This window comes from Arthrobacter sp. zg-Y1219, from assembly GCF_030125545.1.
Classification (GTDB): Bacteria; Actinomycetota; Actinomycetes; order Actinomycetales; family Micrococcaceae; genus Arthrobacter_B.
In genome coordinates, this window is sequence record NZ_JASKLY010000003.1 from 83,421 (window position 1) to 97,463 (window position 14,043).

Consider the following 14,043-nt stretch of genomic DNA (forward strand, 5'->3'; position numbering starts at 1 on the left):
ACGTTGCCGCGCCCTGCCGTTGTGAGCTACATTACTGGAGATGTTCGAATTCTGCACACCTGTGCGCCTAGCGCACATCAGCAACTGAACGAACCTGCGCACAGCACCGTCACCCGACAGCGCATCCCATCTACAGGAGACCCCATGACCGAGACCGTCCCGGCCGGCAAGACGCAGGCCAAGACACCCAAAAAGGCAGCGGCCGCCAGTTTCATGGGCAGCGCCGTCGAATACTACGACTTTTTTATTTTCGGAACAGCGGCCGCGCTGATCTTTCCGCAGGTCTTCTTTCCGGACTCCAGCGCGCAGGCCTCCGTCATGTCGCTGGCAACCTTCGGCTTTGCCTACATTGCCCGCCCGGTGGGCGCCGTGGTGCTGGGCCACTTCGGGGACCGGGTGGGGCGCCAGAAGGTGCTGATGTTCACGCTGGTCCTGATGGGCGCCTCCACCTTCCTGATCGGCTGCCTCCCCAGCTTCGACGTCATCGGCTGGTGGGCCCCCGTCCTGCTGGTGCTGTGCCGGCTGATGCAGGGCCTGTCCGCAGCGGGCGAGCAGGCCGGAGCCAGCTCCCTCACGCTTGAGCACGCACCGGACAACCGCCGCTCCTTCTTCACCTCCTGGACCCTCACCGGCACGCAGGGCGGACAGATCCTTGCCGCCCTGGTCTTCATCCCCGTGCTGACGCTGCCGGACGAGATCAAGTACGGCATCGGCTGGCGCATTCCGTTCTGGCTCAGCGCCGTCGTTGTCGTCGTCACGTACTTCATCCGCCGTTCGCTGCACGAGACCCCCACCTTCGCCGCAGCCAAGGCCAACAACGAGATCTCCAAGCTCCCCGTCAAGGACCTGCTGGCACACCACTGGCGCGACGTGCTCCGCGTGATCTGCTGCGCGTTCATCGCTGCGGTGTCCACGGTCTACGGAACGCTGGCGATCAAATACGGCACGGAAGTGGGCAACGTCGACGCCAGCATCACGCTCTGGCTCGTGGTGGCCGGCAACGTCGTCGCCCTGGGCACGCAGCCGCTCTTCGGCAACCTGTCGGACCGGATCGGCCGCAAACCGGTGTTCATCTACGGCGCGCTGTCCTCCGCGGCGATCATGCCGTTCTACCTGCTGTCGATGGAGTCAGGCAACACCCTCCTGCAGTTCGCGCTCTCCGTGGCTGTCTTCTCCGGCGGTTACGCTGCGGCCAACGCCGTCTGGCCGTCCTTCTACGCTGAGATGTTCAGCGCCAAGGTCCGCTTCTCGGGCCTGGCCATCGGCACCCAGCTCGGCTTCCTGATGGCGGGCTTCGCCCCGTCCATCGTGGCTGCGCTGGGCGGACTGGAACCCGGCGGCTGGGTTGTCATCAGCATGTTCACCGCCGCGATCAGCCTGATCGCCTCGATCTCCGCCCTCACGGCCAAGGAGACCTACAAGACGCCGACGGCGGAGCTGGGCAAGCGCTAAAGCTGGATGCCCCGGGACAGTCCGCCGTCCACCAGGATGTTAGCCCCCGTGACCCGTGAGGCGCGGGGGCTGGCGACGAAGGCGACGACGTCGGCCACCTCCGCGGGGGTGCCCATCCGCCCGCTGGGGTTCCGGGCAAGCGCGGCCTCGAAGGTGGCGGGGTCCCGTTCCTCCATGGCAGCCCAGTAGCTGCCCGGATAGTACGTGTTGCCGGCGCTCACGGTGTTGGCCCGGATGCCCAGTCCCGCGAGCCTGACGGCGAGGCCCGCAATGTACCCGGCCACCGCCGTCTTGGCAGTGGCATACGGGCCGGCCGCAAAATCGACCTCCCGCCCCGAGACGTTGGAAAGGGCAACGATCGACGGCGCGGTGCTGAGTTCCAGGTGCGGCAGTGCCGCCTTGACCAGCCGAACCGTGCCCATCAGGTCAACGGTCAGGGACAGCCCCCAGTTTTCATCCGTGTCATCCAGGGCCGTGGCGCTCACGGCGGAGACCACTATGTCGATGCCGCCGAAAATCACCGCCGATTCGCTGACCCACTTGGCCACGGCCCCGGGATGAATCACGTCCACGACGGACCCTTCAACACCCCCGGCCGATTCCGACAGCTGTTCTTCAAGCACCCCCACTTGATAGCCCGTGCGGGCGCAAAACGCGACGTTGGCGCCTTCCCTCGCGAATTCCTCCACCACGGCACGGCCGATTCCCCTGGTGCCGCCCGCCACCAGGACCGTCAGGCCGGCCAGCGACAGATCCATCAGTAGCCCCTGATCCGCTGCTTACGCGCGGTCCAGGCCAGATATCCGCCCAGGGCGCCGGTGGAGGCAAGTCCTGCGGTCATCAGCGGGGCCTGCCAGGATTTCCAGCGTTCGGTGTCGCCCAGCGTCAGCTCGCCCACGCCCCGGATGAAGGCCGCCGCAAAAACGGCAGCCACCATCCGGTTGCCGACCCGCTCCAGCCGGCCCACCAGCGGAGAGAGTTCCTCCGCCCGCAGGTGCACCTCCAGTCCTTCAAAATCGAGGGTGTTCATCAGCCGGCGCAGCTGGTCCGGCAACTCGGCGCCCAGCTCCAGGGTTTCGGCGCCGGCCTGGCCCAGGCGCCGGGCGAAGGCCACCGGATTCAGCTGCTGCAGCGTCATCCGCCGGGCATAGGGGCCGAGGGTTTGGCCCATGCTGAAGTCCGGATCCAGCACCTCCCCCATGCCCTCGGTCATGATCAGCATGCGCAGCAGCAGCGCCATCTCCCGCGGCAGCTGCAGGTGATGGCTCCGGACGACGCCCAGGGCCCCGTTGATGATGCGGCCCACGGGTGCGTTTCCCAGCGTCCGCCCCTCATACAGGCGGATCAGCTGCTGCAGGTCAAGGCGCAGCCGCAGGCGGTCCACGCGGCGGGTCCTGGCGCACATCCGGATCAGCGCTGAGGCCATCCGGTCCGGATCCTTCCGGATAACGGCGATGAAGAGGGCGGAGAGCTGCGCGCGAAACTTGTCATCGACCTCCCCCACCATGCCGAAGTCGATGAGCCCGATCCGGCCGCCGTCCTGCACGAAAATGTTTCCCGGATGCGGATCGGCATGGAAGAAACCGTCGTCGAAAACCATTTTCATTTCCGCGTCGGCTGCCGTTACGGCGAGCGCTTTGCGGTCGATCCCGGCCGCATCCAGGGCCGCGGTGTCGGTGACCTTCAGCCCGTGGAGCCGCTGCTGCGTGAGGACGGTCGAGGTGCTGAACTCCTCATAAACAGCCGGAATTGTCACGGCGGGGTTGTCTTCGAAGTTCAGGGCGAACCGCCTGGCGTTGCGGCCCTCCTGGGCGTAGTCCAGTTCCGAGCGCAGCGTATCGGCAAACTCATCCATCAGGCCCTGGACGTCATAGTCGCGGGCCGCTTCCCAGTGCTTTCCCGCATACCCGGCCAGGCTCTGCAAAATATCCAGGTCCTCGTTCACCTCTTCATCGACGCCGGGCCGGCGGATTTTCACCACGACGCCGATGTTTCCGGGCAGCCGGGCAGCGTAGACCTGGCCGATGGAGGCGCTGGCCAGCGGGATGGTGTCGAAGGACGCGAACCGTGCCAGCACGTCCTCGCCCAGCGCTCCCTGCAGCACCGGGTGAATCTGCTCCCAGGGCACGGGCTCGGCACTGTCCTGCAGTTTGGCCAGCTCCTTCTGGTAGCGCGGGGGCAGCAGATCCTGACGGGTGGAAAGCAGTTGGCCCAGCTTGATGAAGGTGGGCCCCAGCTCCTCCAACGCCCGGCGCAGGTACTCGGGGCTGCTGGCCGGCTGCTCGGGCCGGTCCCCCGGCTGAGCCTTGCGCCGGAACGGAAGACGGGTTTCCAAACCGGAAGCGGAGACCAGGTATCCCAGGCCGTTGCGGTACAGGATTTCGGCAATCTGCTTGTAGCGGTCGAGGTGGGTCTTCACACGTTGGCTCCCTCCCGGCGGCGTGCCGTGAGCACTGCGGCCGTACTGAAACCCTACGGCTGCCCGGGTGGATGGAACAGGGTTTGCCGACCCTTTCGCCGGTCCGGGCGGCGGCTTAGACTCGAAGCCCGCCGATGAGGGAGGCACAGTGGAAATTCCAGCCATGCCGGACCTGACGCTGAAGGAAAAGATCGGACTGCTGTCCGGGGCCGGGTTTTGGGAAACCGCTGCGCTTCCCGGGCACGGCATCCGGTCCCTGGTTCTGTCCGACGGCCCGCACGGCATTCGGCGGCCGGCCGGCACCGCCGACGGCCTGGAACCGGGCGACTCCCATCCCGCCACCTGCTTTCCGGCGGAATGCGCGACGGCGTGCTCCTGGGACCGCAGCCTGCTCGCGGAACTGGGCACCGCCGTCGCACGCGAGGCCCGCGCCCAGGGCGTGGATGTCCTGCTCGGACCGGGCCTGAACATCAAGCGAACCCCGCTGTGCGGACGCAACTTCGAGTACTACTCAGAAGACCCGCTGCTCGCCGGTGAACTCGGTGCAGCCTGGACGGCTGCCGTTCAGGCGGCCGGGGTGGGCGCCAGCCCCAAGCACTTCGCTGCGAACAACCAGGAAGCGGATCGGATGCGGGTGGACGCCGTGGTTGACCAGCGGACCCTGCACGAAATCTATTTGCGCGCCTTCGAGATCGTGGTCCGCACGGCCGGACCGTGGACTGTCATGGCGGCGTACAACAAGGTCAACGGGCTGCATGCCGCCGAGAATCCGTGGCTGCTCGGAACCGTGCTGCGCGACACCTGGGGCTACGAGGGGGCAGTGATATCGGACTGGGGTGCGGTGACCGACCGTGCGGCCGCGCTCGCCGCCGGACTGGATCTGGAGATGCCGGCCAGCGGTGGCCTGGGCGCTCAGGAACTATCCGCCGGCCTCGATGCCGGCACCGTCACTGAGCAGCAGGTTGATACGGCGGTGGAGCGGATCCTGGCGCTGGTGCGCCGCGCGTCGGTCCAACCCGGTCCGGCGCAGCACGATTCAGGGCAGCCAGGCAGCGCAGCTGCTGACTATGCCGCCCACCACGAGCTGGCCCGCCGGGCAGCTGCCGCTTCCATGGTCCTGCTGCAGAACGACGGCGGGATCCTTCCGCTCTCCCCCGGGGGCAGCCTGGCGGTGATCGGCGAGCTGGCCCGCACACCGCGGTACCAGGGCAGCGGGTCCTCGCGGGTCCATCCGGTGCATCTGGTGACGCCCCTGGCCGCGCTGGCGGACCAGGTGCCGGATCTGCTCTTCGAGCCCGGCTATGTCCTCTCCGCGGACTCGCCCTGCGCCGAGGAGGATTTGGCGGACATGGCCGCGGCGGCCGCCGCGGCGGCTGACACCGCCGTCGTCTTCCTGGGCCTGCCCGAAACCGCCGAGTCCGAGGGGTTTGACCGCACGACGCTGGAGCTGCCCGGTCCCCAGCTGGAGCTGCTGGACGCTGTTGTCACAGCGAATCCGCGGACCATTGTGGTGCTTTCGAACGGCGGCGCGGTGACCACGGAATGGGCGGCTGCCGTGCCGGCCGTCCTCGAGGCCTGGCTGCCGGGCGAGGCCGGCGGAAGCGCCGTGGCCGATGTGCTGCTGGGACGGGCGGAGCCGGGCGGGCGGCTGGCCGAAACGATTCCGCACCGGCTGGCTGACACCGCGGCTTACGGCAACTACCCCGGCGAGGACGGGGCGGTCCGGTACGGCGAGGGCCTGCTGGTGGGCTACCGCTGGTACGACACCCGCGGTTTCGCAGTGGCCTTTCCCTTCGGCCACGGGCTCTCCTACACCACCTTCGAGTACTCGGAGCTGGAGGTCAGCACTGTCGGCGCCGGCGCCAGCCAGCTGGTCCATGCCGATCTGACCCTCACCAATGCCGGCAGCCGCAGCGGCAGCGAAGTGGTGCAGCTGTATGCCGGAGCGCCCGACGACGACGGCCGGCAACGTCCGCTGCGGGAACTGCGCGGTTTCGAGAAGGTGCAGCTGGAGCCCGGCGAATCGCGCCGCGTGTCATTTCGCCTTGACGTCCGGACGCTCTCCCGGTGGGATCCCGGCACCGGGACCTGGGTGGCGGATGCCGGTGAATACCGGCTTGAAGTGGGTGCTTCCTCCAGGGACATCCGATTGTCCGGAGCCGCCGCCCTGGACGGCACGGTGCCGGTGTCCGAACTGACCACCGGCTCCCCGATCGCCGAGTGGCTGGCCGATCCGGATGCGGCGGCAGTTCTGGTGGACGCGCTCAGCGCTCCGGCGTCGGCGTCTGTGTCGGATTCCGCGCCGGCGTCTGTGTCGGATTCGGCGTCGGCGTCTGTGTCGGATTCCGCACCGGAGTCCGGCGCCGCAGGACTCCCCGCGTCCCTGGCCCTGGTGGGAAGCATGCCGCTGAACCGGCTGGCCCGGTTCCCCGGCAGCCCGATCACGCCGGCCCTGCTCCAACGGCTCGAAGCTGAACGCCGGGCGCGCCGCGGCGGGTGACGTCAGGCGACGCCCCAGCCTTCGTCAGCCGGCAGGATGGCGCCGGTGACGTTGGCGGCGTCGTCGCTGAGCAGGTAGGTCATGGGTGAGGCGATCTGCGCTGCCTCCACCTCGGGTGAGGTGAGCGAAGCGGTCGGCAGCGGCCCGGCGCCGCCGAGTGAGCCATAGTTGGACTCCAATGCGGTCTTGGTTGGCCGCGGAATCACTGCGTTCACGCGGATGCCGCGCGGACTGTAGATGAAGGCCGCGCTGCGGGTCATGCCGATGACAGCGTGCTTGGACGCCGTGTAGGCCGCACCGGCGATGGAGCCGCGCAACCCCGCCTGGGAGGAAACGTTCACAATCGAGCCGGCGCCGCGGGAGAGCATCAGCGGGATGATCGCCCGGGACAAACGAAACGGGCCGTCAACGTTGATGCGGAAGACGCTCTCCCAGAGTTCGTCCTCCACCTCGTGCAGGGCCACCATGTTGTCGGCGATCCCGGCCACCACGGCGAGGCAGTCCACCCGCCCCCTTGCCTGAACCGCTATCTTGTTGACATCTGACTGGCTGGAGATGTCAGCGACGATGCCGGTGATGCCCAGCTCCGGGTTCTCCTCCAGGAGGGCCTCCATCCGCAGCGTGCTGAGATCAATCGCCAGTACATGTCCCCCCTCACGGGCCACCCGCAGGGCAGTCGCACGGCCGATCCCGGAGGAAGCACCGGTCACCACCACGGTTTTGCCGTCGAACCGGCCCTCGATGATGGGCTCCTCCCAATCGTTGGGTGCCTGCGGCGCCGCGGATGGAAACAGGTGCGAGGTAGCCGGCGGCACGGCTGGTTCATCCCTGAGCCGGTTGGCCGCATGCACCATCAGGTCCAGGTACTCAGGCGTCACCGCGCCGTGGCTCAGCGACATCAGGGAGGAAAGCGGAAGCTTCCGGATCGCGTAGAGGGCACGGGCGTCAGGGCTGCGGCGGGCGAGCAGGTCGATAAGGACGGTGCGGCCGGCCGGATCGTCCAGCCACTCGCCGATCAGGGATTCGGTACCGAGGTGACGGGGGTTCGGCATGCAGGCTCCGTTCCGTACCGGCCGCGGAGCGGGCTGCAGTGGTGCGGTGCCAGCTTGCCCGGCGCGAGCCTTGCCCGGCGCTGCCGGACTTGCTTTGAGTGGCGTTGCTGCTCCGTCGAGTATTTCACAGGGGGCCTTTCCCTGCCTGCCCTGCGGGTCCGTTCAGGGGTCCACAGGGCCAAAAAGGCAGGGGGAAACGACGCCGCAACCCGGCGTTTCTTAGGTCTCCTCCTCAGGCGTTCCCCGGGTCTTACCTGGCGCTTTCTAGGCGTCCGCCTTCAAGCGGGGGAAGGTTGCCGCTGGGCAGCCGGTCCCGGTCGTAAGTGATCTCGGTGAAGCCGTGCGGGGCGGGTGCGCCTTCCGCGTCAAGGCTCACGAACACGATGCGGTCAATCGTCAGGATGCTTCGACGCGTGACCATGTTGCGCACTTCGGCCCGCATCGTCAGTGACGTCCGGCCGAACTTCGTGGCACGCAGGCCCATCTCAATCATGTCGCCCTGCTGGGCGGAGCTGACGAAGTTGATCTCCGACATGAACTTGGTGACCACGCGGCCGTTGCCCATTTGGAGGATGGCGTAAATTGTTGCTTCTTCATCGATCCATCGCAGAAGGCTGCCGCCGAACAGTGTGCCGTTCGCGTTGAGGTCTTCGGGACGGACCCACTTCCGGGTGTTGAAATTAATGTTTTCGAGGTCCATATTTCAAGACTATCGAGGCGGCCGGGCCGGGTTTGGCCGGGTGTGACGGAGCAGATGGACCGAGGTCACACCGGGTGGGGAAGGCGCCGGCTGCCGCCGGGCGGTGGCGCGCGTCGACACTCCAGCCGGTGAGCGAAAACACCCGTTCAGGACGGAACGGGTTCCTCCCCGGGGGACCGTCTGGGGGACCTTTACCGTCAGGCTGGACGCCTTTAGGTAAGTAGTACGCGGCCGGCCCCCTGCTAACCCCGCGTGGTGACCTTAGAAAGGATCGGCTTACGGACATAAGAACGATACGCATCCTCCTGACACGGCTGGATGCGCGACTAATATCGCGGGCCACAATGCACGGTGCTGCTACGGTGTAGCACTCCGAACGGACAGAATCACCAACCAAGGAGACCAATGACCGACCACATCAACCGTAGGCATGCCCGTTGGATCCTGCTCGCCATTACCATCGTCGGTCTCGCGGTAGCGGCCGTCAGCTACAGCTACTTAATTTCCAGCAATTGCGGATCATCAAGTGCCAATGAGTTCTTCTCCGACGCCCGTGCCTTCCATAGCCAGGCCGGATGCTAAATTTGGCGGCTTTGCTTAGCCAGAACAGACATAGGTTCGTTTCGCTCCCTCAGCCAACAGCTCGGAGCCTGTCTGCCACAGGCGACATTAGCTAGAAACTCAAAACCGTCAGCAACTGCAGAGTGCCCGACGTGCCATCGCGGACATGACCGGGTCTGCATCGATGGTGGTCAATGGCTGGTGGCCAAAGACCATGACCGAAGGGGCATCTAGGCGTCCCGCAAAGGGGTCCTTCACCGGAACAGCGGTATCCAGTGGACCCGTCAGCGGGCAACTCGTCAATCGCCCGCACTCGGCGGCAGATAATCTCGATCGGCTCTCACCGACGCAGTGTCGAGTCGGGGATCGTTTATCAGTTGCCGAAAGATGGGTAGCTCGGCGGCAACGATCAACGAGTCCGGGTATAGCCGACCACCCCATGCGAGACGCCGTTCGGCATCCCACGCAAACTCCGGGACCCTTCGTCCGGCCTTGACATCGTCAGGACTGAGGCGTGCCTCGAAGTATTCCTCCCCGAACACGCGCCTAGGCGAGCTGGTGTGTGGGGCTTCTCCGTAGCCCATCCAACGGAGACATTGAAGCTCGACAACACCAATCGCATCACGAAGGGCGTTCGCGGTTTCTTCATCCAACACACCCATGCAGGAGACGAGACCGCGAACGGAAGGCTGTTCCTCGGCGATGCCTGCGGTCGCTTCAAACCAATCCAGCGAGGCAGAATGATCTTCTACCGAGACGTACCGGGACCATCGCACAATGTCTTTGCCGTCATCGAGAGTGGGGTCTCGAAATGGAAGGTAAAGGCGCAGTATCGATAGTCCACGATGCGTTGCCGGGATGAAATCGCGCGCCTGAGTGACCCATCCTGACTCTTCCAGACCCCAGCTCTCCTCGCCCACCCGGCAATCGTAGCTGGGCGGGTGCGTCAGAAGTCGAGTCCATAGATATCAGGAGTCGCAGTCACTGGCCTGATTTGTCAGCGTGATCACCGCCGACATTGACTTCATCCGGTCCCACAGAGCATCTGGCATGGAGCTCCCTCGGCAGTGTCGAGAACATTGAGGCTGTTCTACTCGCTGGGACTGACCTCGTACTGGCATTCAGGGGAGAGAATCCGAGCTTCCGTGTATTCGACTGCGCACAGGTGCACGCGCTGAAAATCGCCGAACTTGCCCAAACCGTCAGACCGTCTCGTTCATGACGGTGTCAGGGCCGGACGCGAGATAGCCCTCGTTGAAGATCAGGAAGAGTACTGCGAGCACCCCCGACACTCGGCCGGGCAGATCCTCGGCCGCCGGCACGCGGTACGGGATGTGGGCGGCTGCGATCTTGGCCTTGGCGCGAGTGATGCGGGCGCCCATCGTGGTGTCCTGCACCAGGAACGCGCGGGGCGATCTCGGGCACGCTCAGTCCGCCGATCATCCGCAGCCTCAGTGCCACACGTGCCTCCATCGAAAGCGCCGGATGGCAGCAGATGAAGAGCAGCCGAAGCCGGTCGTCGTCGATCACGCCGACTGGGTCGGGCTCTGCGTCGTACAGGAGCTTCGCCTCCGTGTGTCTCGCGTCGCGGCTGCTCTCGCGCCGGATCCGGTCAATCGCCTTGCGGCTCGCTGTCGTGGTGAGCCAGGCGCCAGGGTTGGGCGGTATGCCGTCCACCGGCCAGCGCTCCGTGGCGATCGCGAAGGCTTCCGCGGCCGCGTCCTCGGCAGTGTCGAGATTCCCGAACCGCCTGGCAGTTGTCGCCACGACCCGTGCCCACTCGTCTCGGTGGGCGCGGGTCAAGGCGTCCTGCGTCGATCAGGGATCCGACAGGAGGGGCCGCACTTCGAGCCGACGGTTGCAGGCTTTCGAGCCCTCGCACACCAGCTTGAGGGCGACGTCCAGGTCAGGCGCGTCGATCACGGTCGAGACCGTCGGGTCGGCGAGGCCGGCGGCGAACACCCAGTGGCCGCCGGTGACCAGCTTCTCGTTGAAGGCGTCGATCGCGACAGCCTCTTGGACGGTGCCCGATTCGCTGCGGTAGTCGATGACATTGACCAGGTATTGCATGGCTTGGTCCTCTCAGGCGTAGTTGGGGCGGCCGGTGAGCCGGTAGGTGTGAGCGAGGACACCGGTCGGGAACGCCCGCGTCTCGACCAGTTCGAGACCGAAGTCTTTGCCTTGCTGCGGGAACAGCCGAAGGCCGTCTCCCACGATGACCGGGCACACGATGAGGTTGATCTCGTCGACGAGTTCGTTCTCGAGCAGCCAGCGCGCCAGCACGCCGCTGCCCACGACCACCAGCTCGCCTCCCGGCTGCGCCTTCAGTTCCCTGATGCCCGCGGCGATATCCCCCGAGATCACCGTCGTGTTCTTCCACGCCGGGTCGGTCAGGGTGTTGGACACGACGTACTTCGGCCGAGGATTCATCGCGCCCGAAAACGGGTTCGAGTCGTCGGCCTGACCACCCCAGTAGCTCGCGAACAGTCCGTACGTCTTGCGGCCGAGCAGGAACGCGTCCGCGCGCTGCCACGTCGAAGCGATGTACGCGGCCGACTCCTTGTCGCCGGTCGGGATGGCCCAGCCGCCGCGCGCAAAACCGGGGTCGAGCTCGTCATTGTTGCCGCCATTTGCCTGCATGACGCCGTCGACGCTGACCTGGATCGAGATCGTGAGATTCATGGTATTGCTCCCTTGTTCCGAGTCACCTCTGGGGGCGGCTTCACTACTTCAACGAACGCGATCACCCGATTCGACAATTGTTCCTCAAGACCGTCACAGTGCTTACACCTGCAGCGTTAGCCAGGGGAGTCGAGAACCCGATGCAAGAGCTCAGCATCGGATGGGAGTGGGCGACGACACCCGAGCTATCTCTATGTTCAGGTCTCGCAAGACGTTCGGCTACCTCGACGAAGAGATATCAACGAGATGCCGGCGATCGAGGGTCAGTCGATCGCTGCGGTTTCACCGGGGTCAGAGTGCCCGCGCCCGCCGGTCCCAATCGGCCCTCTTGGCCTCTTCCTCTTCCTCTTCCTCTTCCTCTTCCTCTTCCTCTTCCTCTTCCTCTTCCTCTTCCTCTTGCCAGAAATGGCCGTCATGATGACGAACATACAAAAGGAAACCAAGGAACGCTGCACTCAGGATCAAACCCCGCGAGAGATAGGTAATTCCCCAGCTCCCAAACAGTCCCACGACCAGATTCCCGACTATCATCACCAACTGCAGTTTCGCGTCAGCCGCGACGAGTGGAGTACGAGCAGGTTGGAGCGCAGCGACGAGCAATCGCGGCCATGCCGCAGCGCCGTCAATAGAATTGGTTTGACCGCGGTGCGTCGACCGGTTGAGACCCCCGTCGATTCCTTTCCCTGCCAACCGTTTCCTTCCTCATTCTTCGGCACATTTTGTCATCTGGAAGAAAAAGCTGCAGGAATGGCGCCTTGCCTCTTCCGGAAGGGGCCCGATACCTGTAGACGTTCTGAAGGAGAAATTTCCTAACACCTTCGAGGAGCTGGTTTCATTGCCGTTCACATCTGCCCACGGACGACGGGGAGCGGTCGCCGTGACCGCCGCCGCGGCCCTCTGCCTCGTCTGGGTGACCCCGTCCGCAGCAGCACCGCCGGAGCCTGCCGGCAAGGGCAAGGAAAAAACCACCAGGGTCACGGTTCTGGGTACGTCTGATCTGCACGGGTACATCGAAAACTGGGATTATTTCAAGGACGGTGAATACGACGACGCCGCGCACAACGACGTCGGATTGGCAAAAATCTCCACGCTGGTGGACTCCGTGCGCACCGACCGGGGACCGGCCTCGACCCTGCTCATCGATGCGGGCGACACGATCCAGGGCACGTCGCTGACTGATTATTACGCGAACACTGAACCAATTACGGAGACCGGGGAAATCCATCCCATGGCCGCCGCGATGAACGCGATGGAATACGATGCCGCAGCGCTGGGGAATCACGAATTCAACTACGGTTTGGATCTGCTGCGCACTTTTGAAAGCCAGCTCGACTTCCCGCTGCTCGGCGCGAACGCCGTGGAGCAGGCAACGGGAAATCCGGCCTTCACTCCCTACGTCATCAAGACCGTGAAAACCAAGGGCAACAAACCGGTTCGGATCGGCATCCTGGGCCTCACCAACCCCGGTGTTGCCATCTGGGACAAGAACAATGTCGAGGGAAAGCTGGAGTTCCCCGGCATTGTGGAACAGGCGCAAAAGTTCGTACCGGAGATGAAAGCCCGGGGAGCCGACGTCGTCGTTGTCAGTTCCCATTCAGGAACTTCCGGGACCTCCTCCTACGGGACTGACCTGCCGCTGGAGAACGCCTCCACGCAATTGGCCGAAACCGTGCCCGGGATCGACGCCATTCTGGTGGGCCACGCGCACCAGGAAATACCGGAGCACTTCATCACCAACAAAGTCACCGGAGACCAGGTGCTTCTGACCGAGCCGCTGAACTGGGGCATGCGGCTTTCCGTGATGGACTTTGAACTGACCAAGGTGCGCGGCCAGTGGGACGTGACTTCGGCGTCGTCGACCCTGCTGAACGCCAACACGGCTGAAGCGGACCCGGAAATCTCGGCGCTGGTTGCCGAGCAGCACCAGCGCGTCATCAATTACGTCAACACACCGGTGGGTACCGCCACCGAAACGATGTCGGCCGTGGAATCACGTTACCGTGACACCGCAGTCATGGACTTCGTGAACCATGTGCAGGCACAGGCTGTGGGCGCCGGCCTCAACGGCGGACCCGATGCCGACCTTCCGGTGCTCTCCATTGCCGCGCCCTTCAGCCGCACGGCCGAAATCCCCGCCGGCCCCGTCACCATCCGCGACTTGGCCGGCCTCTATGTCTTTCCCAACACCCTCTTTGCTGTCGAGATGACGGGCGCTGAGGTGAAGGAATACCTCGAGTACTCAGCGAAGTACTTCGCGCAGACTGCGCCGGACTCGCCGGTGGATCCGGAAACGCTCACGAACGCGGGCGGAACACCTGACTACAACTACGACATGATGTCCGGGGTTTCCTACGACATCGATATCAGCAGGCCCGTGGGAGAGCGGATCCTCAACCTGAGCTACAACGGCGCACCGGTCGACCCCGGCCAGCGGTTTGCTGTCGCCACCAACAACTACCGCCAGTCCGGCGGCGGGAACTTCCCGCACATCGCCACCGCGCCGGTACTCCTGAACCAGCAGACGGAGATCCGCCAGCTGCTCATCGACTTCGTGGTTGCCCAGGGAACCGTCGACCCCGCCGCGTTCGCTGAAAACAATTGGCGCCTGGTCCGCAACGGGGTGCCGGTTTTCGAGTAAATTGGCCCACAGCCCAACCACACCCAAGCCAGGAGCCGC

General features: G+C 65.1%; 13 protein-coding genes and 1 pseudogene. 4 read left to right on the forward strand and 10 right to left on the reverse strand.

Translation table 11 applies throughout. The features are described 5' to 3' along the window. The first annotated feature begins 144 nt into the window (after positions 1-144). The gene (locus QNO00_RS01575; protein WP_229965673.1) at positions 145-1,452 is read left to right on the forward strand and encodes an MFS transporter; all 1,308 of its coding nucleotides are present in this window, start codon (positions 145-147) and stop codon (positions 1,450-1,452) included. Here the strand turns inward: QNO00_RS01575 and QNO00_RS01580 are convergent. Then, on the reverse strand, positions 1,449-2,210 hold the full coding sequence (locus QNO00_RS01580; RefSeq protein ID WP_284023412.1) for an SDR family NAD(P)-dependent oxidoreductase: 762 nt from the start codon (positions 2,208-2,210) through the stop codon (positions 1,449-1,451). The two genes, QNO00_RS01575 and QNO00_RS01580, sit on opposite strands and share 4 nt — an antisense overlap. Beyond that, a complete protein-coding gene (locus tag QNO00_RS01585; RefSeq protein WP_284023413.1) occupies positions 2,210-3,871 on the reverse strand; it encodes an ABC1 kinase family protein in 1,662 nt (553 codons plus the stop codon). Before QNO00_RS01585 ends, QNO00_RS01580 begins: the two co-directional genes overlap by 1 nt. A gap of 148 nt (positions 3,872-4,019) precedes the next feature. Between QNO00_RS01585 and QNO00_RS01590 the strand changes: the two genes are divergently transcribed. After that, positions 4,020-6,371: a glycoside hydrolase family 3 C-terminal domain-containing protein gene (locus tag QNO00_RS01590; RefSeq protein ID WP_284023414.1), complete on the forward strand. Its 2,352-nt coding sequence runs from the start codon at positions 4,020-4,022 to the stop codon at positions 6,369-6,371. Between the two features lie 2 nt (positions 6,372-6,373). Here the strand turns inward: QNO00_RS01590 and QNO00_RS01595 are convergent, their stop codons facing one another. Next, complete coding sequence (locus tag QNO00_RS01595; protein ID WP_284023416.1) at positions 6,374-7,423, reverse strand: SDR family NAD(P)-dependent oxidoreductase; 1,050 nt, start codon at positions 7,421-7,423, stop codon at positions 6,374-6,376. Positions 7,424-7,673: 250 nt separating this feature from the next. Beyond that, positions 7,674-8,123 carry an acyl-CoA thioesterase gene (locus tag QNO00_RS01600; protein WP_229965668.1) on the reverse strand — a complete coding sequence of 150 codons (450 nt, stop codon included), beginning with the start codon at positions 8,121-8,123 and terminating at the stop codon, positions 7,674-7,676. Positions 8,124-8,528: 405 nt separating this feature from the next. On the opposite strand from QNO00_RS01600, the gene QNO00_RS01605 reads away from it, so the two are divergent. Beyond that, positions 8,529-8,705: a hypothetical protein gene (locus tag QNO00_RS01605; protein ID WP_229965667.1), complete on the forward strand. Its 177-nt coding sequence runs from the start codon at positions 8,529-8,531 to the stop codon at positions 8,703-8,705. Positions 8,706-8,983: 278 nt separating this feature from the next. Here QNO00_RS01605 and QNO00_RS01610 read toward each other — a convergent pair whose 3' ends face one another. From QNO00_RS01610 to QNO00_RS01635, 6 genes and pseudogenes are all read right to left on the reverse strand, one after another. Further along, positions 8,984-9,604 (reverse strand): hypothetical protein, encoded by a 621-nt coding sequence (locus QNO00_RS01610; protein WP_284023418.1) that lies wholly within the window; start codon positions 9,602-9,604, stop codon positions 8,984-8,986. Between the two features lie 282 nt (positions 9,605-9,886). Next, complete coding sequence (locus QNO00_RS01615) at positions 9,887-10,066, reverse strand: hypothetical protein (RefSeq protein WP_284023552.1); 180 nt, start codon at positions 10,064-10,066, stop codon at positions 9,887-9,889. A 271-nt stretch (positions 10,067-10,337) separates the two neighbouring features. Next, positions 10,338-10,451, reverse strand: a pseudogene (locus QNO00_RS01620) (hypothetical protein); the annotation flags it as partial. A gap of 51 nt (positions 10,452-10,502) precedes the next feature. Then, the gene (locus QNO00_RS01625) at positions 10,503-10,754 is read right to left on the reverse strand and encodes a YciI family protein (protein ID WP_284023419.1); all 252 of its coding nucleotides are present in this window, start codon (positions 10,752-10,754) and stop codon (positions 10,503-10,505) included. Positions 10,755-10,766: 12 nt separating this feature from the next. Then, positions 10,767-11,366: a dihydrofolate reductase family protein gene (locus QNO00_RS01630; protein WP_121659323.1), complete on the reverse strand. Its 600-nt coding sequence runs from the start codon at positions 11,364-11,366 to the stop codon at positions 10,767-10,769. Positions 11,367-11,657: 291 nt separating this feature from the next. Further along, positions 11,658-11,900: a hypothetical protein gene (locus QNO00_RS01635; protein WP_284023420.1), complete on the reverse strand. Its 243-nt coding sequence runs from the start codon at positions 11,898-11,900 to the stop codon at positions 11,658-11,660. Positions 11,901-12,201: 301 nt separating this feature from the next. Here QNO00_RS01635 and QNO00_RS01640 point away from each other — a divergent pair, with 301 nt between their 5' ends. Further along, positions 12,202-14,004 (forward strand): bifunctional metallophosphatase/5'-nucleotidase, encoded by a 1,803-nt coding sequence (locus QNO00_RS01640; RefSeq protein ID WP_284023421.1) that lies wholly within the window; start codon positions 12,202-12,204, stop codon positions 14,002-14,004. Positions 14,005-14,043: the final 39 nt, after the last annotated feature.